The 21,462-nt window shown below is 38.1% G+C and carries 13 protein-coding genes; 3 read left to right on the top strand and 10 right to left on the bottom strand.

Going from position 1 to position 21,462, the window contains the following annotated elements; genetic code table 11:
* Positions 1 to 40 precede the first annotated feature (40 nt).
* Entirely contained in the window at positions 41 to 1,645 is a 1,605-nt protein-coding gene (locus CIB36_RS12720) for a CHAP domain-containing protein (RefSeq protein ID WP_229408251.1), read from the top strand.
* 351 nt (positions 1,646 to 1,996) lie between these two features.
* Here CIB36_RS12720 and CIB36_RS12715 read toward each other — a convergent pair whose 3' ends face one another.
* Positions 1,997 to 2,533 (bottom strand): RNA polymerase sigma factor, encoded by a 537-nt coding sequence (locus CIB36_RS12715; RefSeq protein ID WP_093989894.1) that lies wholly within the window; start codon positions 2,531 to 2,533, stop codon positions 1,997 to 1,999.
* Between the two features lie 940 nt (positions 2,534 to 3,473).
* Here CIB36_RS12715 and CIB36_RS12710 point away from each other — a divergent pair.
* Positions 3,474 to 4,145, top strand: a complete 672-nt coding sequence (locus tag CIB36_RS12710; RefSeq protein ID WP_093989893.1) for a hypothetical protein — start codon at positions 3,474 to 3,476, stop codon at positions 4,143 to 4,145.
* 56 nt (positions 4,146 to 4,201) lie between these two features.
* On the opposite strand, the gene CIB36_RS12705 is transcribed toward CIB36_RS12710, so the two are convergent.
* From CIB36_RS12705 to CIB36_RS12665, 9 genes are all read right to left on the bottom strand, one after another.
* A complete protein-coding gene (locus CIB36_RS12705) occupies positions 4,202 to 5,227 on the bottom strand; it encodes a hypothetical protein (RefSeq protein WP_158662709.1) in 1,026 nt (341 codons plus the stop codon).
* Between the two features lie 122 nt (positions 5,228 to 5,349).
* On the bottom strand, positions 5,350 to 7,815 hold the full coding sequence (locus CIB36_RS12700) for a C39 family peptidase (protein WP_093989891.1): 2,466 nt from the start codon (positions 7,813 to 7,815) through the stop codon (positions 5,350 to 5,352).
* A 102-nt stretch (positions 7,816 to 7,917) separates the two neighbouring features.
* Positions 7,918 to 9,159 carry a DNA polymerase IV gene (dinB, locus tag CIB36_RS12695; RefSeq protein WP_093989890.1) on the bottom strand — a complete coding sequence of 414 codons (1,242 nt, stop codon included), beginning with the start codon at positions 9,157 to 9,159 and terminating at the stop codon, positions 7,918 to 7,920.
* Positions 9,160 to 9,309: 150 nt separating this feature from the next.
* Complete coding sequence (locus tag CIB36_RS12690) at positions 9,310 to 12,426, bottom strand: type III restriction-modification system endonuclease (protein ID WP_093989889.1); 3,117 nt, start codon at positions 12,424 to 12,426, stop codon at positions 9,310 to 9,312.
* A 3-nt stretch (positions 12,427 to 12,429) separates the two neighbouring features.
* Entirely contained in the window at positions 12,430 to 13,230 is an 801-nt protein-coding gene (locus CIB36_RS12685) for a hypothetical protein (RefSeq protein ID WP_093989888.1), read from the bottom strand.
* Position 13,231: 1 nt separating this feature from the next.
* Positions 13,232 to 15,085, bottom strand: coding sequence for a site-specific DNA-methyltransferase (locus CIB36_RS12680; RefSeq protein ID WP_093989887.1), 1,854 nt, complete (start codon positions 15,083 to 15,085; stop codon positions 13,232 to 13,234).
* Positions 15,086 to 15,721: a hypothetical protein gene (locus CIB36_RS12675; protein ID WP_158662708.1), complete on the bottom strand. Its 636-nt coding sequence runs from the start codon at positions 15,719 to 15,721 to the stop codon at positions 15,086 to 15,088. It lies immediately after the preceding gene.
* A gap of 5 nt (positions 15,722 to 15,726) precedes the next feature.
* Positions 15,727 to 16,326 carry a DUF4391 domain-containing protein gene (locus CIB36_RS12670; protein WP_093989885.1) on the bottom strand — a complete coding sequence of 200 codons (600 nt, stop codon included), beginning with the start codon at positions 16,324 to 16,326 and terminating at the stop codon, positions 15,727 to 15,729.
* Between the two features lie 17 nt (positions 16,327 to 16,343).
* Positions 16,344 to 19,976, bottom strand: coding sequence for a helicase-related protein (locus tag CIB36_RS12665; protein ID WP_093989884.1), 3,633 nt, complete (start codon positions 19,974 to 19,976; stop codon positions 16,344 to 16,346).
* Between the two features lie 841 nt (positions 19,977 to 20,817).
* On the opposite strand from CIB36_RS12665, the gene CIB36_RS12660 reads away from it, so the two are divergent.
* Positions 20,818 to 21,249: a sigma-70 RNA polymerase sigma factor region 4 domain-containing protein gene (locus tag CIB36_RS12660; RefSeq protein WP_093989883.1), complete on the top strand. Its 432-nt coding sequence runs from the start codon at positions 20,818 to 20,820 to the stop codon at positions 21,247 to 21,249.
* Positions 21,250 to 21,462: the final 213 nt, after the last annotated feature.

The following is a 21,462-nucleotide window of genomic DNA, read 5'->3' as shown; positions in this document are numbered from 1 at the left end:
GGTTCCGGTTCCCTTTTACTTTTCAGAAAGAGGTGCATGTTTGAAAGAAATCAAGATAAAACCGGAGGGTAAAACCCCTAAAGTTTTGGACAGCGCTTCCAAAATACCGAAAACTGTTATGAAAGATGTGTGGCTTAGATCAAAAGAAAAAGCCGCCGCCGGGTTAAAGGAAAACCCTTTCGACAGCAAGAATGAGAGTTCCTCAAATGAACCGGTAAACTGTGCCGCAGATCAAATCGTTTCCGGCGGAAAAGAGATTCTGCAGAAAGGGACCGGTCTTGTTTACCGGGGAGGAAGGAAACTGGTTCAAACAATGGTAAACAAGCGAAAGGAATACAGGAAAGCTTCGCGCGCGATTCAAAAACTGCATTCCGACCGATTATTGACCAATTCCCAAAAATCAAATTTCCCATTGATCAAAGGAAAGCCAAACAGATCGGTTAAAACCGTGAACCGGACGGTGAAACAATCAAAGAACACCATCAAAAGATCCAAAACTGCTGCCCGGACAGCGCAAAAAACTGCCCGTACCACCGTAAAAACTACACAGAGAGCAGCGAAGGCCGCTAAAGTGAGCGCAAAAGTTACGGTCAAAGCAGTGACAACAGCAGTCAAAGCAACAGCGGCAGCGATCAAGTCGGTCGCTGCCGCTGTCATTGCCGGCGGTTGGGTTGTAATCGTTATTATCATAATCGTTGCTTTGTTTTTCTGGATTATTTACTCCTGTTACGGAATCTTCTTTTCCGGAGAGGATACCGGAACCGGAATGACAATCCGCACAGCGGTCACCCGGATCAACACCGAATACAATCAAAGGATCGAAACGATCAAAGCGGATAATCCGCATGATGAAGTGAACATCACAGGTTCCAGAGCAAGCTGGCCGGAAATCCTTTCTGTTTACGCAGTGAAAACATCTGTCTCGCAGGAGGTAGCTACGATGGATGAAAGCAAACTGGAGATTTTGCGTTCTGTTTTTTGGGATTTCCATACAGTCAGTTACAAGACAGAAGAAAACGAGATCAACCAAACTGACGATGAGGGTAATTCCGAAACTGTGACAGAAAAAATATTGACCGTCACTGTCAGTCACAGAACCGCAGAGGAGCTGGCGGATCAATACGGATTTACCCCCGAACAGGACCGCCAGCTTCTTGAACTTTTGAAGCCGGAAAATCAAAGTCTCTGGTCCGCAGCTTTATATGGGATCGGAAATGGGAGCGACGATTTGGTGACAGTTGCCCTGTCTCAGGTTGGAAATGTCGGCGGAGAGCCATACTGGAGCTGGTACGGATTTAACAGCAGAGTGGAATGGTGCGCCTGTTTTGTATCCTGGTGCGGGGAACAATGCGGATACATTGATGCGGGAGTATTGCCGAAGTTCTCTTCCTGTACCTTTGAAGGTGTGCCTTGGTTTCAGGAACGCGGGTTGTGGCAGGACAGCACTTATCTCCCGAATCCGGGAGATATTATCTTCTTTAATTGGGACGGAGATTCTTTGGTCGATCATGTCGGGATCGTAGAAAAAGTAGAAGGCGACAGAGTTTATACCATTGAGGGCAATTCAAATAATGCGTGCAGGCAAAACTGGTATCCTTTGGGGTATTCTAGGATTTATGGATACGGGATTTTGCGTATCAACTAAATTCCCTCTATTTTCTTTATAACAAACTTTTTTATTATATAAAGAAAAATGTCAGAAAAATCTATCACATTAAAAAACATATAAAATCTATTCATATACCTATGTTTTTCCTCGTTCCCTGATCTAGAACAACAGATAGTCCACTGGCATTACGTGCATATCCATTTCTTGTCTTACTTGAGTAACTGTTTGTACATAGAATAACAACAAATTCCTATGGGTGATTCAACGAAATGTGCATTTTTATAATGAGCATCAAACATTTTATCTTTTTTTGATTTATATCAATCATAGCCGATACAAAAAATCGTAAAGTCAATATGGTCTAATTTAACCTTTTGAATGTTAACCTTAACTTATAATAAACAGCTTTAACTTTTTTAAAGCTTGATTTTTTTGCTTATTAACTGCTTGTCTTGAAATATGCATCTTGTCTCCAATTTCTTGTTCAATATATCCATAATAATACTTTAATACAAGAATCTCTTTCTGTTCCGATGGAAGCTGGTACAGAAAACTACATATAGTTATTTGGTAATCTATTCTTTCTCCAGGATCCTGATAACTATAAAAATCGTCCTTTAATAGCATACACTTAGACCTTAGTTCTTGTTGATATTTAGATAAACGTATGTATTCGTGACAGATGGAATGAGAAATATATTGAACAAAGGCAGCGTCACTTTGAAATGATTTTATTGGGTATTTTACTAGCAATTCTATAATAAAAAGTATTAAATTTTGTTTGGCATCTTCATCTTTTAGCCATGATGTATATTTCCCTATGAGCGGTTCAAAGATGAACAATATTTTTTCTACAGCTTTATTTGATCCGTTCTGTGCCTCATAGATAATTTGGTATAAACCTTTTGACACTTTTTTCTTCATTGTTAATCCTCACTTCACTTAATAGACAAAAAGTGCCGGGATAAAGCAATCAAATATGTCATCAAAAAGAAAATTTTCTAAAAGAACTAAATTGCATATCCTTAAACACCTTATGCTAAAAGCATAACATTGTGAATCTGTCAATACAATAACATCACATATCCAAAATCAGCTTACTATATTAAAAATAGTTTTATTCAAAAAACTATCTTAGGTTTTGTTTATTAGCTGATGACATATAAAAATTTAAAACAGAAAGGTTAAGGTAATACGAATATTGAAATACTGATGTCCATCAAGCCAAGAAAGTCTGCCAAATCACTCCACCTCCACTTACATCAATAAAATTTGCTAATCTGTTTCAATTAGAAAAACAGTCGATTTTTATTTGTATTATCATTTTTCTTGTTATGTTAACTGTTAGGATATATACTATATATTTGTATTAGTAGGAATTAAATACATTGCATAAAAATTCATTTAAGGATAGTGACGTAGTATGATAAAAATGACCTCCAAAAAATTGATCGTTATTTTACTGATTGTTTGATTGTTGCATTTATAATCAGTGTTGTGATAATGACAAAAGTTATTTTTTAAACATACTACTCAACATAACCCATGCAGTTTATTATAGGAAATAGCATAGAAAATATGGAAAAAATATGATAAGATGAATATAAGTTAGGCAGGCACAGGTACTAAATCCAATTGTCAGAAAATACCTTGTAAAGGACAGATATCATGATTATGATTGGTATTCAGGACATCGCGGAGATGGAAATGTGATATGGTACATGATTTCTTTTGATGAAAATGGAATTGTGCAAAGAGTAAGAACTGAAGGTTGTTCATAAAAAGGAAAACATTTTTTGGTATTTTGCCAAGACAGAAAAATAGATTGCCACAAGTGAAATTAGACAATTATTGAGGTGATATGATGTTAAAACACAGATGCCCATGGTGCGGGGAGTGGCTTCCGGGGTATGAGCTGCATTTGGATTTGATTTCTAAATTAGTTGAGTTGAAAGATCCGCCCAGCTGTCATAATTGCAAAAACGTATATATGTTACATGGTATAAGCAAACAGCACTTTCTAAAAGTAGAGTTAAAGGTAATTATATTTGGAGTGCTGCTTGCTGTGGCAGTGTGTTTCTGGACCAGCATAAAAAAAGATATCAATATGCTTTGGGGTTTATTCTTAATAATGGGAATACTTTTTGTAATTAGTGAGATTATTTTATTTAAGCAAGTTCCATTTGAAAGACTTTATAATCGGAAAGATAACAGTATATTTTCATTTTTAAGGAAACAAAAAGTTTCTGTCAATATTCAATGGATTTCTAAAAAATCTAGTGGATTATGGCGTCCTCAATTACAGGTTCAGGACGGCGAAATTTTTCCTGCTTATTTTAAAGATACAGAAGGAAATCTGATCAGTTCCGGTTTGTGCGTAGTATTGGAAGAAATCAAATGGACAGGAAAACGGCAGTGTAACTGTGAAATCAGCTTTGTGCGAGATGACATTTCTGCCGAACGATACTTTCAAAAAGGCAATCACCTTTATTTGTATTATTACGACCGGCAGATTGCAGAAGGAATAGTGTTATAAAAAAGGGGACACATAAAAATGTGAGCCCCTTTTTATATTTTATACATTTCACAATTTTAGTCTCTATTAGGCGGCCAATATTCTCCCCTTAACATATGGTTTTCACTAGGTACATATCCTTCTTCACTGTACTGTTCGTATTTTTTTTCTGTAGCGGCTATTCCTCTTGGATCGTCATCAAGTCGGACAGTATATTGAGGCATACTAGCCATTGGGCATCCGTCTCGAAAATAAAATTCAAATTGATGATATTCAACTCCCATGTCATAATATAAACGAACCATTATATAAGAATCACCATCGCGTATGGATACACCTTCTGTTGCTCCTGCTGGAACATAATTATATACTTCACGTTCTTCGCCAATAGTGCTATATATTGTATTAGTTACATTGCTTAATGTGCTCAAAGCGGTAACTCCTTTTCCTAAGATCCCAAGTTTTGGTGCTATTTCCTTAAGAAGTTTGTCAGCTGTAATATCACAACCATTTTTGAGTATATCGTATGGAATTTGTATTTCATTATTTTGTTCCACATTTAAGGCAATGGCGTACAAGAATTCTAAAGCAGATCCCACTCCTGGAATAAGCAAGGCTAAGACTCCTACCCAGTCGTCTGCTTTATTCATCTGTATAATTTTATCCTTTGTAAAATATTGAAGTTTCTGGAATTCAATCTTAGTAGTCTTTCGGCCTGGAGCATAATACTCGTATCCTAAGTCAAATTGTCCGTTGGAGTCTAAAAACTTTTTATACAAATTTTTATAGTTGGGATGTGATTTTCTGACTCTAAGCATTTCATCATATAAGAAATCAGTTTTTTCATAGTCCTGTTGATCACAAAAATATATGTACATGAACTGCAAGCAAGCCAGTATATTATAATCATTAAAGTCATCGGGAATTTTAGCATCAAAAGTTTCCGTATGTTTTGAATTATAATATGTAGCATAATAATTCGTTTTCATCAGTATAGAGCGATCGATTTTATCCAGTTCTTCAGCTAACTTGTATCCATCGATTGGCTCTTCTGGATTTTCAGATTCTTCTGGTGGTCTAGGTGAAGGATCTTCTTTTTCCACAATTATAAGTGCCTGTAAGCCCTCAGCTATATATGCTGCCTCTACGGCGTCCTTGCTATAATAGGTGAGAGCATGAGAATCCTGCGGATCATTAAAGATATAATTATGCTCATCATATCCGACTAACAATAAACAATGGAATCGAGACTTCCAAGTGATTTTTTTCCATCAGCATACCATGTGGTTGTCTTGGAAACAGCTTCCATTTTTTGTGTCGCAAAAAATACAACAGGAATGTTTTTGTTAATGTAATCGGCACAAAGTTGCGCCACAGAATAATCTCTTAATACATAAGATTTATAGTTTGTATCAGGCAGGAATTTATTTAAAGCCAGTTGAATTGCTTCTGCAAAACATCCCCAACCTCTGGTGGATCTTGGATCCCCTCCAAACTCGATATACGGATTGAATCCACTGGTTGAGCCTTTATTGAGATAATTGTCTATAAATTTGTCTACCGTCATGTTGATTCCAGCATAATTCAAAGCCATCACAGTAGAAACGCTCTCACATCCTGTCGGATATTTTGGATATTGAGAAATAAATGGAACATTGATGATCTTATAATCACCAGTTGGCGTATGTGTTGTTCCGTTAGTATCATTTTCCTCAAATACCCGAATTTCCACACCATCAATATTCTGTCCCGCGTTTCCTGCATAGGTACTCTTAGTATCCAGCGTGCCACCTAGGTTGTACTTTGACTGGACGCTGACCATCCATTCCGGATCAGCATTACTCACCCATGGGAGCCATCTTCCACTTACACGGACGCGATACATAACAACTACACCGCTTCTCAGTCTGGTTCCGTCATTTTTATACGCCTGAATATGAAGCAATTGGATTGCTTTCCCTGGCAGACCTGCATAGTCGTTATAAGCGGTACCGGTACTTTTGACCAACGGAAGATAACTAGACAGTCCGGCGTTTTTGGTTTTGTACATCAGATAGTATCCTTTAGAAGTACTGGTTTGGATTTTAATTCCTTCTATTGGGGAGGTTGTTACCCGATGCGTAAAGGAAGTCCAATTGTCCAAGTTATCCCGCATATAACTCAGCGATACAGAAGCTTCGGCACCTGGCAATTCTCCTAACGGGTGATCGTTTGTAGAACCTTTAAATACACGGATCTCTACGCCGTTGATATTCTGTCCTGCGTTTCCGGCGTAAGTGCTGACCGTATCCAAAGTCCCATCGAGATTGTACTGTCTTTGTACACTTCTCATCCATTCCGGATCAGCGTTGCTTACCCATGGCAACCAGCGACCTTCTACACTGACACGATACATGACCACAACATCGGAACGCAGACGGTTTCCGTCATTGTCGTATGCCTGGATGCTCAAAAGCTGCATTTGCTGCCCCGGATAACCCGCGTAATCGTTGTAATCATTCTCTGTACTCTTTACTTCTGGATAATAACTGCTGTTTCCGGCATTCCATGATTTGTATGTCAGATAAAAAGAATCACTGGGACTGGTCTGGATTTTGATACCGTCAATCCGTTTTGAAGAAATCTGCCCGTCAAAGGATGTCCAGTTATCAAGGCTGTTTGCCATATACTGAGTATTCAGTTTAATTTCAGAGCCGGTGAAATCATCTGCTCCCGGGTTAGAAGCGTCGTCCTCAAACACTCTGATTTCTACACCGTTAATATTCTGTCCGTCATTTCCGGCATAGGTACTTTCTGTATCAAGCAGACCGTCAAGACCATATTTTGTTTTTGCCTGACGCATCCACTCAGGATCCGCATTACTTACCCAAGGTAGCCATCTTTCCTCAACATGGACACGATACATAACAATGACGCCGGAACGCAGTCTATTTCCATCTTTATCATACGCTTGGATATGCAATAGCTGAATGGGTTTTCCCGGTAAACCGGCATAATCATTACTGGCTCGACCTGTACTTTTCACAAGAGGCAGATAGTCAGACATCCCTTCGTTTTTTGTTTTGTATTCCAGATAGTAATTTTTACTGGTACTGGTTTGAATTTTGATACCATCAACTTTAGAAGCCAGTGTCGCATTGGAGAAGCTTTCCCAGTTATCAAGATTATCTACCATGTAACTTAAATCCAGAGAGGATTCTCCGCCTGTGAAATCACCGTCGATTACAGAATCCTCGTCATAGACTCGAATTTCCAGACCATCAATATCCTGTCCCTTGTTACCCGCATACCAGCTGGAAGTATCAATCGTGCCATCCAGATGATATTTGGTGTGCACGCTTTGCATCCATTCAGGATCAGCATTACTTACCCATGGTAACCAACGACCGTCAACAGATGCACGATACATCACTACAATTCTTGAAGTGAGTTTTGTGCCGGAGTTTGTATATGCCTGGATTTGAAGCTGCTGAATCGGTTTCCCAGAAAGTCCAGCATAATCATTTTCATTACTTTTAACAAACGAATAGAATGAAGTATTTCCTTTATTGCATGTCCGGTACTGAAGATAGAACGAGCTGCTGGGAAGGGTTTGGATTTTGATTCCATCCATTGAGTTGGACGTTTTGTACTTGAATTCTTTCCATGTGCCATTTTTTAAATAAGATGTCGTAATGGTGTATAGTAACATTTTAATTTCCTCCTTATAGCTTTTTTATGTTGTTAGCTAACACTCTATAAAGAGAAAATTTGATCGAAAAAAGCAACCTCTTTTTAAAAAATTTTAAAAATGTTAATTAACGATAAATCTAACCGGATATATAATATGGTCACGTTTCGGATCAAGGTTTGACAACTCCGGATCGGTCAGCATGATTCCCCGCTGAATACTGAAATGTCCATACCGTTCCCTCAGTTTGTCGATCGCCCTGTCCAGTCGTTCCAGTTTTTGAAGCTTGAATTCTTCCGGGAATAGTGATAACTGCTCATTCCCCATAACTGAAAGCTGGCAGGCCCGAACACTTAAACTCCGTACAGGTTTCTCCGGTAGATGAAGTTTAAACAAGGAAAATGATTGGTCAAACAGGTCTTTTACTGTTCGGTTTGGATAGGTCATTGCTCCCTGACGTTCATAAAAGTGCAGTTCCTGATCCCGTATTCCGATCTGCACTGTCCTGCACACAAAATCATATTCCCGCATTCTTGCTGATACACTTTCGCACAGAACATACAGTGTAATCTTTATATCTTCATCAGTCACAAGATCTCTAGGAGTTGTCGTGCTGTTTCCAATGGATTTGATCATTGATTTTGCTCCGATATTGGATACCGGTGACTGATCCAGCCCGTTAGCAAACTGCCAGAGCATTACTCCATTTTTCCCTAATATCTGTTCTAGAAAACGCACGTCTGTCAAAGCCAAGTCTCCAATCGTTCGGATTCCGTATTTTCGCAGTTTTTGGTGAGTTGCTTTCCCGACATATAGCAATTCACTAACCGGAAGCGGCCAGACTGTTTCCCGAAAATGATCCGGAAGAATAATCGTTGTCGCGTCCGGCTTTTTCAAATCAGAGCCAAGCTTGGCAAAGACTTTGTTGAAAGAAACTCCAACCGAAGCAGTGATCCCCAGTTCCTTTTTGATCCGTTCCCTTAATGTGTCGGCGATTGTTTTTCCTGAGCCAAATAAACCTGTACTGCCGGTTACATCAAGCCAGCATTCATCCAAACCGAATGGTTCTACCTGATCGGTATATTCCGAGTATATTTCTTTTGCCCTTTGAGAAAACTGAAGATACTTGTCATAGTGAGGCGGAGAGAAAATAATGTCCGGGCATTTTTGCTTTGCAAGCCACAGCGGATCACCGGTCTGTACTCCAAATGCTTTGGCTTCATAGTTTTTCGCAAGAACAATACCATGTCTCTGCTCCGGATCGCCTGCTACTGCCATTGGTTTGCCTCTATACTCAGGATGATAAAGGCTTTCTACGGAAGCATAAAAGTTATTCATATCGCTGTGTAGAATGACCCGATTCATAACAAAACCTCCGTAACCCTTTTTCTTAGTTTACGGAGGTCTCCTTTGTATTATGCTATGATCTAAGCATTAGAATTGCACTCTTTCTATGTTTTTATAGATGTTGAACAGAAGTGATTATTACTATATCAATCCCCTATTCCCTACTGCCTACACCGATTTCATCGCATTCAAAAGAGATTGATAGCTATCTACTGCTTCATATCTTACTTTGCTTGTAGACATTTCATTAAACAGCTTTTTCGCACAAGAAATTTTTGCCTGTTCAATAGGCCGGAGTTCAAGGCTTTCCATTGTCCCTTTTGTTTCAGCAACAAAGAAAATGTGCTTAACCGTACCCTCATAGAAAGCGATAGCCCAGTCCGGAGAGTAGTTTCCAACAGGAGTAGGAATCTGGAATGTTCTCGGAAGCTTTGCGTAAACGCATACTTCCTCAGCTGCGTCCAAATCCTCGGCAAACTTTCTTTCAATACTTTTTTCGGCAGAGCCATCGGTGAACACATAGTCTTGAATGGCTTTCTTTGCGAGAAACGCCTTATCAAAGCTCTGTGTGTTTTTCTCGGCCGCAAAGATTGTGCTGTCATATTCTCCCTCAATCGTATCGTAGGAGATATGTTCTACAATCATTGTAGCTTTCTGCTCGTTGATAAGTCTGATCACCTTGGTGATAAATTCTTCCGGGTTATTCTTGAACATATAGAGCTTATCTACTCTGATACCCTGTAAAATGGCTGATACTGTTTTTCGAGTGAGAACAGTTCCTTCTGCGACTTTGCCGATAAGATCATATTTAATTTGACTGGTCTCAGCGTGTTTTAAAGTTTGTGTTCTTGTCTTTTCACCGGTAAAGGAAGCTCCACGCTCAACCTCATACTCATTCATTTCTGCTTTCTGGCGACCGATTGTTGTGGTGTATTGCAGCTCAGAAACAAAGAGCTTGTTATCAATGTGAGCGATTGCATTCTTAATCAGCTCATCGCTGTCAAATTCAACCGTATAGGCATATTTATGGTTGATTTCTCGCCACAACGCCTGAAATTCTTTCTTTGCAAAGTTCTCATTAAGAGGATTGTCCTTAACCTTTGTTTCATGGCCGTCTGTAAACATATCCTTAAGAATGCTGTCATCGTAAACAGACTGAATCAGCGAGTGAATGCCATCCGCCATGGGTTTTAGTTCATCTGGAAGTTCAGCAACCGTTCCGCTCTTAATATCCTGACGGTACTTGTCCGTAACTTTGCGCTTCATATCTACATATCCGTTCTGAATGAGATAGAACTCAATCGCATTAGCGGTATTGTCGTCAATGAGCGTAGGAACATCATCCACTTTAACATATTTGCCCTTGAAGTATTCGCTTGTTGCAACAGTAGGTCTATCATAAAGAACGGACTTAATATCACTCTGCAAATCAGTTACAAATGTTTTATAGCTTTCACTGGCAATCACCGTCAAAGTGTTTATGTCGTGAACGGTTTCCCCACAGGTTTCTATATCCATTCTGTTGCCGGATTGATTGACGCAAAGACGCAGACCACGGCCTACTTCCTGTCGCTTTGCCGTATTGCTGTCGGAGTGTTTCAGCGTGCAGATTTGAAAAACATTCGGGTTATCCCAACCTTCACGAAGCGCAGAGTGAGAGAAAATAAATCTTGTCGGTTCTTCAAAGGAAAGTAAGCGTTCCTTATTCTTCAAAATAAGATCGTAGGCGGAAATATCATCGGAAAATTCACTGCCACGCTTTAACTGACTGTCAATGCTGTGGCCGGTCTTTTTATCAATACTGAAATAGCCTTTATGTACCGCACTGACATCACTGCAGGTGGATTTCAGATACTTTTGATATGGCGTATCGAACAGAGTTAAGTATTCGTTTAAAACAGTCATATACTCTTGTTCGAACATCTGTCCGTATTCACCGAGCAGCTCATCACCGTTCTCATCATATTGCCGGTATTTTGCGACCTCATCAATAAAGAAAAGTGACAAACATTTGATCCCCATATTAAACAGCTTTTCTTCCTTTTCAAAATGAGAGAGGATCGTCTCTCTGATTTGAATACGGCGCATATCCTTTTCGGAAACATCTCCAACAACATCGCCGGCTGTAATTACTTCACCGTTGGTAAAGGTCACCGTGCCACGAAGCGGGTCAATTTCAGAAATGGTGTACCCTTTGTATTGCTCCATTTCCTGAGAAACATAGTAAAGGTCATCACCGACGCCAAGCACACGGGTTTCACGGTTAATGGATTTATTATAGCCGATTTCAAGCTCGATTTTTGCCATTGGCGGTTTCTTGCTGGAAAGCACAATCTGCTCGAGGTACAGATAACTGTCTGTACCTCTGAAATTCTTCACTTCAAACCCTTTGACTTCAATCTTCTTTACAAGCTTTTTATTAAAGGCGTCTAGCGCATCCAGCACATAAATTAAGTTATGCTGTTTAGCGTGTGTAGCGGAGTAATTCAGGCTGAAAAGTGGATTAAAGTTTTTCAGAGCCTTTTGCGTTACGTTACCGCCCATTTTCTGCGGCTCGTCCAAAATGATAATCGGTCTGTTTGCAGCAATTACATCAATCGGACGGCGGGAGCCGAACTCATCACGCTTGGAATAAATGATACGAGCTTCCTTACTTCTGCCATCCTCTTTGAGAGATGAAGCAAACGCTTGTGTATTGATAATCATCACATTGATACCGGAGCTTTGTGAAAAGTTATCAAGCTGATTTAGGTTCGAGCTATTGTAAATAAAGAAGCGAGCCTTTTTCCCATAATGCTCCATAAAGTGGTCAGCGGTTATTTCAAAGGATTTCTTTACACCCTCACGAATTGCAATACTTGGCACAACTACAATAAACTTGCTCCAGCCATATTGTTTATTCAGCTCAAACATTGTCTTGATATACACATAGGTTTTCCCGGTACCTGTTTCCATTTCGATATCAAGGCTACAACGTCCCAAATCCTTAATAAGTGAAGTCGACTGCTTAATATTGTTTTCACTTTGAAGCTTCTGAATATTGTTCAAAATCTGTTCATCTGTCAGATCAAGCATTTCGTTCTTGTAGCCGGTATCATTCATCGGATCATACAATTCTGTTTCCCCGTCAGACATTTCGAACATCATCTGCATATTTCCCGGTTTTGTTTTTCCTATGTCACGGATATAGCTGACTTTATCATAAAACCCTTGTCCGCGAAACACTTTTACCACGGCGTTTACGGCGTCGGTTTGATATTGTTGTATTTTAAAATTAAATTTCACAAATCACCCCTCCTTCAGCCCCTCACAATATTTAGGTGTTAAATAAGCCAACGATGAAACAACTGTACTTTCTAAACTTTCTGATATAATGCTTATTGAATCACATGTTGTTTGTTTTTTAGGGCTAACAAAAAACCTAAATTCTTTTTGATACTTAAGTTTGAGTGGCTTTGTAAATACTATTTTTTCTATTTGATTATCCAAAAACCACTTGATTTTTGTTTGATCGCCAATATCCTGGTAAGTAACACATCCAAAAGCAAAATTATAATTCTCATGATTAAAAGCTTGACATATTTTCGTGATTAATTTTGGTGCATCATAAATAGAAAAATATGTATACCCTTGTTTTTCAGCATAACTATTCAAAAAATAAAAAAAGTTGGTGTATTCTCCTATTGGTGAAATATCAATATTGTTTTTTGATATATTTAAGCACTTCTTAGGCATCAAGTAGAAACAAGTTAAAAAGCCATTGACATTCATACATAAATCTTTTGTTTCAGCAGTTTGATTACCTTTTGCTTTAAGAACTTCAATTCCCTCATCCATTTTTCCTTTTTTCATCAAATCAGAAACCACAGCACTTTCAATTGGGTCTATTGTATACAAACTTCCAATACTATTTTTTGCTTGGTGAAATATCATACCTTCTTTGTCTTGCTGAAACTTATTTTCAACATTATGAAAATAAGAGAGCGCCTTGAGGTATAGGTTCCCTTTGTTAAAATCTGACCGGTACTTTTCTTGACTATAACATTTGATGAGATAATAGTTCTCGTATTGCTTGATAAGTTTCTCCAATTTACAGCACCTTCCTTACTGTATCGGGGCTGTAAGTTGCGAAAATCTGCTCGAAGTTGGTTGCCACACTGTCGTTAGCCATGGAGCTGTCACGCATGACAAAATAATAAGGTTTTTGTTTTGCGATTGCGGTAATGGTTTCGTCCGTCACGTTTTCGTCGAAGCAGGCAATCAGGAAGCCGTCGGCAACATCAAATACTTTCTTGCCGTCAATCACTGTTTCTTCAATTTTGCTGGAAAGCAGAACACCCAAATCAAGCATCACTTGGAACAGTAAATCCTCCGGTGTTCTGTCCTCTTTGATATTGTCCTCAAGACTTGCAAACAGCGACTGATTATACTCAGACGGATTATAATAAACATCTTTCATATTACTGCTGTCGCACTTGAGAACACGAAAGCCCGTATCAAGATTTTGTGTTGTGAGCGGACTTTCGTCTTTGATTTTGGCACCCGCTCTTCGAATACGCTCTTTGCCGATTTCGCAGATGTTTTGATAACCTGCTTTGTATGCCTCTGATTTTTCGTCAGTTTTTTCGGGAACCTGCACCATAATGAATTTACGGTTTGCGCTATCCTCTGCATTTAACTGCATAACAGCATGAGCGGTTGTAGCTGAGCCGCTAAAAAAATCGAGGATATATGCGTTTTGGGAAGTGCTTATTTTTATCAAGTGCTTTAATAATTCAGTGGGTTTGGGATTTGTAAATAACTCTGATTGATTGAATAAACCAATGTTCGTTTCTTTAGCAGCACTATCAGAGCTACCACAATCAAGTAATAATGTTGGGTTCGCAGAGAAAGTAGCCTTGTCATCTTTCTCATATATTTTTAGCTTAATTATACCATTATCAATAACAAAAAGATTTTTTGCTTCATAGTCTCTTGCTGTTTTTTCACCTATTTGCCAACGTTTACCTTCTCGTGGGAGTTGCCCCAATATAGGAAATTTCATTGTTGATCTTGTATATGTACCAGAATCCTTTTTTTCAATTATAGCTGTTCTATATTTTCCAAATTCATCCGTGTAGGGATATGTTCTATCCTCTGTTGTTGTGATTCGACGATTTAAACTTGCTGGAGATAGCTTTTTTGCATAGCAAAGTTGATAATCTGTTTGAGGACTTACTAAAGCATTTGCAACATTGGTTGAAGTACTCTTTTTACGCCATAAAAAACAACCCACAAAATTACTTGCGCCAAAAACTTCAGTACATACTTTTCTTAAGTTATCTACCTCATTATCATCAATACTAATAAAAATAACTCCATCATCAGAAAGCAAATCTTTCGCAAGCTTTAAGCGTGGATAGATCATATTCAGCCAGTCGGTGTGGAAACGACCGTTGCTGTCAAGATTTTTTACAAGGCGGTTGCCCTCGTCATCAAACTGTCCACTGTTTGCAAGATATTCCTCTGTGCTTTGGGCAAAATCATCTTCGTACACAAAGTCATTTCCCGTGTTGTAGGGGGGATCTATGTAAATCATTTTGATTTTGCCCAGATAGGTTTCCTGCAAAAGTTTCAGTACTTCAAGGTTATCGCCCTCAATATAGAGGTTTTCGGTGTTATCAAAATCCACGCTTTCTTCTCTGCAAGGGCGGAGTGTTTTATTGATCGGCGCATTTGCAAGCAAAACAGACTTCTTCTTGTCCGGCCAAGTAAACTGATAGCGCTCCTCGTTGCCGTCAACCACCCTTGTGTTGATTTCCTGCATCAGCACGTCTTTATCAATCGCACGGACCACCTCGCCGTTTTCGTCGATCGTCTCGGTTACGGCGTTCGGGAATAGTTCTGCTAGTTTTTTAAAGTTTTCATCAGCTTTATTTGCTGTCTGCATTTTGAGTTTGTCCATTTATTTATCCTCCATAACATCGAGATTAGAAATATATGCCCGAATCGTATTGTTTAGCTTTTTCCACTTTTCGTTAATTTCTCGGGTCCTTTTATACGCATCTGGACTAAAACTTTCTTTTTCCTGTTGTGGCCTCAAATCTAAAGCATTAAAGCGTTCTACATATTCATCAAGCTGCAAAATTGACAAACGCAGCAGCTCCTCATATCCATTAAATATTTCTTCGGATATAAAAGGAATATTGGAATTTAATGTATCCTGAGCTTTTACAACAGCAGGACAAGCAGATTCGTAGCATTTTTTCTCGTATTCCAAACGAGCTTTTTTGTCGGCAGGTAGATTGGCATATATTGGAATCAATATATTGATTGATTTGACCATATCAGCAAAATTCAAACTCAGCTCACGATATAACGCAAATTCTGTATCAAATTTAGTCTTGCTGACATATTCCTTTTTACTCAAATCTGATTTATATTTCTCTAATTGTTTATCTAATGATGCTTGGAATTTTTTATCCATTCGATCGGCTATTTTGTTTGCGGAAAAGGATACTACACCGATAATAATGCCTCCAATTCCTCCGGCGCTTACAATAGCAGCTGCTGCAATTTGACTTATCTCAACCCAACTCATTTTGTTCACCCAATTTCTTCTTTCAGTTTTTGAATTTTTTGCACCAGCTCAAACTTTTTCTTCGGCTGCTTTTCCGCTCTGGCGAGTTTTTCAAGTCGTGCGATTTCTTTTTGCAGTTTGTTTCTCTGTTCATCAATCACAATCTGCTCATCAAGGGAATTCCCCTGTTCCACAGTCAATCCGCCGATCTGAACAATAATATTTTCCCATACAGTATCAAAGTTTAGGCCTTTCAGTTCAAGAGAAAGTTTTTCTTTCTCAAACCACTCTGTCTGCATGAGTTTGGTATGGAAAACTGCAAGCCTTGCTTGATTCTCATATTCTAAAACCATTACCATATTTTGTGGTATCAGTTTTGACAGCGTGATGATATTTTTCTCATCATAGTCCTTGCGCTTGAGGATCACGGACATGACAAAGAAAGACTTCACCTCCGCCCCCTCATTTAGATTGATCTTTGACGCAGAAACTTCATTTACGATGTAAATTCGGGAAATATCTCTGTCGATACGTTCTTTTGCAGTTGTATTCATCTGAAACTTTGCATAGATCGCATTTTTAGGGAGCTGTTTATTCAGTTCTGTGTTTTTTGGTAACCCAAGCATTTTCACTTCTCCTTTGCCTATTCAATGTGAATAACCGTGCAGGGGATATTTTCTTTTTGGGCAGCTTCCATCATATTCCTTGTTCCGGCAGATTTCCCATCCCAAAAAACAATCACATCGTCTGCCGCCTTTGCCATTTGCGCATTGCGTATGGGACCTGCCGCATTGCCGTAATGCTCCCAATCAGCCGGATAATACTTAATCTTGTATCCCTTTTCTTTTGCGTATTGCTCACCTAATTGATCTGCACCCTTCGCCGTTCCGCTGATGATTGTAATAGCTTTATTTCTTGCTCTGTTTTTCAGGTGCTTGTCTACCGTTTCAGAAAGTAACGGATAGTCTTTAAAGTCTCTGCTTCCGGCTATGACCAGTTTATATTCTTCTCCTGGTAAATCCTCTTTCATCTGATCCTTAATCACCAAAAAGCAAATAAGTTCAAAATCATCTAATCCCTTAATCTCGTTGGACAGAAAACTGACTTGACCACCGCCCAAGAAAGAATCAATATCACTTTCTTCCTTAATCTCAATGATAGAAGCTATAGCGTCTCCGAGTAATTTTGAAAGTTCTCTCATATCTCGTCCGTCTTTTGTCTCTTTATTAAACTGACGGCACAAGTCTAATACAGGGTCTTTCTTATCTTTACAAAGATATCTCATCTTATCAAGCATCGCTTTTGGGGAAAGATGGTCGCAGATTACTTTGCCATCGTTAGAAATGTAAACCATATAGAATGGGTGCAAACGATTCTGATTGTTGATGTTTACAGTATTAGAACGATTTTTCAGAACATAAATAACGCCTGCCGGCATTTCTTCATTTGCAGAAACCACGGAGTGCAGTCCAAACGGTGTCTTATCAAGGTCATCATGATTTTTTATGTATTGGAGCAAATCCAGCCTGAACTCATTCAGTCCCAAGTCCATAATGGAAATACCGGTTGTCATATCTTCAATATCGACAACTTCTTCTTGCAATCGTTTGAGTTGAGCCTTTCGATATTCAAGATCGGTTTTTTCTTCTTCGCTTAACAGATTATCGTCACCCGTGGCGGTCATATCCACAATTTTCATTCTTGTTTCAACCTTGGCTTTTAGATTGATGTAATCGTCAAGCGTAACATCAGGCCAAAAGTTTACAAGCTGAATGACATTATTTTTGCTGCCGATACGATCAATTCGACCGAAACGCTGAATAATACGAACCGGATTCCAGTGTATATCATAATTGATAAGATAGTCGCAGTCCTGCAAATTCTGTCCCTCCGAAATACAATCAGTTGCAATCAGAATGTCAATATCCTCTTTTGGAATACTATCAAACAAATCTCTGTCTTTTGAAACAGGAGAAAAACAGGTCAAAACGGTATTCAAGTCCGACCGTAGTTTCGGGCAGGTGGTGCGACCATCTATTGAACCTGATACCATAGCAGTATTTAATCTATATTTTGTTTTTACATATTTGCTGACATGATCGTATAAATACCCGGCAGTGTCTGCAAAAGCCGTAAATATTATAATCTTCTTATTTTCACTGTTAATCGGATGAGCAATTTTTTCATCAATAACACGGAACAATTCTTGCAGTTTTGAATCATGCTCAGGAGTAATGTCTCCAACCATAAGAGTAAGAAGTTCAAGAACTTTCGCGTCTTTCAAGAGACTTTTTCTCCAAGAAATGTAATCCATATCGGCAAGATCAATTTTTACTTTTTTCCCGAATGAAAAAAGCTCATCAGTATTTTGATCTTCATCATCAAATTCATCAACATTTGAAATATCAGTCAACTCAAGGTTAACGGTGGTGTGTTTATCAAAACGGTCAATTGTATTGATCGTGCTTTCTATCAAGTCTTTTATGCGCTTTAAAGTTAGATTAAAGGAATATACTGAACTTTCCATACGTTTCATAAGGTTTATTGCAGTAAGTCTACGGATACCCTGTTCACGATTCGCCTGTGTAAAGCCAATATTAACAGTATTGTCGCCATAAAGTTCAGCATACTTTTCCATTTTACTCGGAAGAATATAATGTGTAGGTGTATAAATGGTCAGTGCAAGAATCATTAACTGTTCAAAAATTTCATTGTAATTGATTGCTTCTTTCAGATCAGTCAAGTGAGGACGCAGAGAAATAGGTTTTAATCTTTTCGGAAAAGTTCCTACTTCACTTGTATCGTAATATTTCTGAATATGCTTTCTTGAACGAGCTATTGTAACACTATCCAAAACTTCAAAAAAATCAAAATCAAGCATTTTGAGAAGATTTTCTGTTGTTCTATCACACGGTTCCCATTTACTCCAAGTATTAAACGCTCTTTGTGCACGCTTAAAGATATCATCAATCGAACGGCTTGTATTCAATTTTTCATCTATAAAGTCAGTATGACCTTCGTATGCAAGCGCTAACTGATTTTTCAAATCGAGAAATTTATTGTTTACCGGTGTTGCAGACAGCATAAGGACTTTCGTTTTTACACCGGCTCTAATAACTTTTTTCATCAGAGTCACGTAACGATTGTCTTTACTGTTTTCATCAGGGTTTTCTACCAATTTACCGCCATTACGGAAGTTGTGCGACTCATCAATCACAACAAGGTCATAGTTACCCCAATTTAACCTATCCAAATCAAGACCATTGGACTTGCCGTGAGTACGGTTAAGGTCAGTATGATAAAGTACATCATAACGAAGTCTGTCCGCTGCAATAGGATTGTTAATATAGTTATCCTTATAGGTGTTCCAGTTGTTCGCTAACTTTTTAGGACACAATACCAGAACTGATTTATTTCTATTTTCATAATATTTAATTACAGATAGGGCTGTAAATGTCTTTCCCAAACCAACGCTATCCGCAAGAATACATCCGTTATATTTTTCAAGTTTGTTAATGATTGCAAGCGCAGCATCTTTCTGAAAATTATAGAGCATACCCCAAATTTTGCTGTTTTTGAATCCAGTTGCTTCATTTGGCAGAACATCTTCTGAAATATCTTCAAGAAATTCGTTAAAGATATTATAAAGTGTAACGAAGTATATAAAATCCGGAGAGTTTTCCTGATATGCGGCTGTAATATTTTCTATTACTTCGTCTGTAACAACCTGCATTTTAGAACTATCGCTCCAAAGGCTATCAAACAATTCAATATAAGCGGAAGAAAAAGGAACTTCCGTTTTTTGAATCATATTGTAAGCATTATTACCACGTTCACATCCTATATCTACTGTAGTAAATCCATTGATTGGCATATAATTCTTATCATCCAAATTTATAAAACCCATCATATTGTCATTTGTTATATTTGATTTAAACGTGACCTTTTTTCTGATCCATTCTGCACATTCTTTTGCAATAGCTTTCTGCGTAAGCTCATTTCTAAGCTTAACTTCAAACTCTGTACCGTATAAGCTACGTTCACGGTTTAAGCGCGGAATGTAAAATTCCCTTTTTTCTTTTTTGGCTTTTTCTGTAGTAAAAGTGGGCGAAGTGAAAATAAAGCGTAACTCATCAATACTTTTCAGCTGATTTTTTAGTTCCTGAAAAGCATAAATCGAAAAACAAGCTGCTGCGATCGATAATTTACTACCTGCTTTGATCTCGACCGCCAGATCATCTCTTAATGTCTTACTTGTGTTGTTAATTAACTCCATACATAATTTCCCCGTAAATGTCTTTTAATATTTATATCACCTTATATAACCCGATTCCCTAACAAATTTTTATAGCTGTTTCGGTATTGACACCCCACGCCCAGCATACTTTATTTATATTAAAACCTTTTTAGTCAGTTTAGAACTCAAGAACTTGAATTTAATCATGTTATTTCAATTAGTTGATATTCCCCATTTGAATACCTCATTGAATGATTTAGACTTCATTTATACGTAATATTATATCCTAGTAAATCATTTTTTTCAATGAATAAAGATTAGTGATTGCTTTGTTTATGGCCATATTTTATAATATCTTTCACATCCATTTGGTGCTGATATATTATTTTTCCATTTTCAATTCAGTATATTAAAATATATTTAAAACGACAAGATAATTGAGAAGGGAGCAAAATTTCAAATAATATTTTAAGTTTTTTCAGAAAACCAAAAAAATCCTACGTAATTTCAATATTTTTTTCTGTTTCGACTTTTTTTGCTTGATATATTTTCCCATATTATGGTAGGACAAAAATATATTAGTAAAACCCTCACCAAAAATGGGATGAAAAATGAAAAATAATCTAAAAATATTGAAAAAGAACTTTATTGAAATAAACAGTCCAGATCGAACTATATATATTTCGATCTGGACTTTCTTGTTATTTTGTTACGTAGTATATTTCGGAACTCAATTTTATCATATCTTTCTGCTGCCTAAATTGAAATCATTTAGGCAGCACGGTTAATTGCTGAAGTTTTACCTCGATTCATAAAATGCAGAGGTCCGCCTTCGACAATCTGAATTTTAAAAAATTTAGATTGATCGGAGGAAAGAACAATGGCATATAACAAAGCCAGAGCAGAAAAAGAATGGATCAAATGGAAAGAAACAGAGGAAAAGAAACTCAGAGAACTCGGCGTGGATGAGGAAACCATCCAGCGCCTGCATACATACGATTGGGCACAATTCAATAAAGAACGCCGGTATTTACAGAGAAAGGTCGAATGGCCTCCCATTTGGGAGCTTATGACCGCGCAAGAGTTAGAACTTCCTGTAGAAGATACCGAATCTTTTCTGGATAGTATCGAGAATATGGAACTGCTTCAAATTCTTTCTAAAGAGGACAAGCTGACTGTTCATATTGTTTTTTTGAAAATGCTAGGCTTTAATGGCTATGAAATTGCCGAAAAAATCGGTATTAGCCAAAAAGCAGTAAATCTAAGAATGGTGCGTTTAAGAAAAAAATTAAGAAAATTTTTTCAAGTATGAAGCTTTTAACACTTTTTCCCGGGCTATAGAGTGAAAGGGAAAATATACCCTTCACTTCGTAGCTTGAAAAGTGAATACCAGCCATGCGGGTACGTTCCCGCCTGAGCGAGCGACTAAAAGTTTACAGTATAAAACATACTGCGGACTTCGGAAAAAGCGCCAAGACGAACGGAGGACTGTTCCGAGCGATATCTTTTGGCCGAAAAGAGGGAG

The sequence above is a fragment of the Massiliimalia timonensis genome (assembly GCF_900186585.1).
Classification (GTDB): Bacteria; Bacillota; Clostridia; order Oscillospirales; family Ruminococcaceae; genus Massiliimalia; species Massiliimalia timonensis.
Note: the sequence above shows the minus strand (reverse complement) of the source record. Positions and strands in the feature narration are given on the sequence as shown.

Excerpts from the sequence above, each read along its gene's own strand:
- CIB36_RS12715 (WP_093989894.1), bottom strand. The coding sequence starts at position 2,533 with ATGAAGAAAAAAGTGTCAAAAGGTTTATACCAAATTATCTATGAGGCA.
- CIB36_RS12710 (WP_093989893.1), top strand. The coding sequence starts at position 3,474 with ATGTTAAAACACAGATGCCCATGGTGCGGGGAGTGGCTTCCGGGGTAT.
- CIB36_RS12700 (WP_093989891.1), bottom strand. The coding sequence starts at position 7,815 with ATGTTACTATACACCATTACGACATCTTATTTAAAAAATGGCACATGG.
- dinB (WP_093989890.1), bottom strand. The coding sequence starts at position 9,159 with ATGAATCGGGTCATTCTACACAGCGATATGAATAACTTTTATGCTTCC.
- CIB36_RS12680 (WP_093989887.1), bottom strand. The coding sequence starts at position 15,085 with ATGGACAAACTCAAAATGCAGACAGCAAATAAAGCTGATGAAAACTTT.
- CIB36_RS12675 (WP_158662708.1), bottom strand. The coding sequence starts at position 15,721 with ATGAGTTGGGTTGAGATAAGTCAAATTGCAGCAGCTGCTATTGTAAGC.
- CIB36_RS12670 (WP_093989885.1), bottom strand. The coding sequence starts at position 16,326 with ATGCTTGGGTTACCAAAAAACACAGAACTGAATAAACAGCTCCCTAAA.
- CIB36_RS12665 (WP_093989884.1), bottom strand. The coding sequence starts at position 19,976 with ATGGAGTTAATTAACAACACAAGTAAGACATTAAGAGATGATCTGGCG.
- CIB36_RS12660 (WP_093989883.1), top strand. The coding sequence starts at position 20,818 with ATGGCATATAACAAAGCCAGAGCAGAAAAAGAATGGATCAAATGGAAA.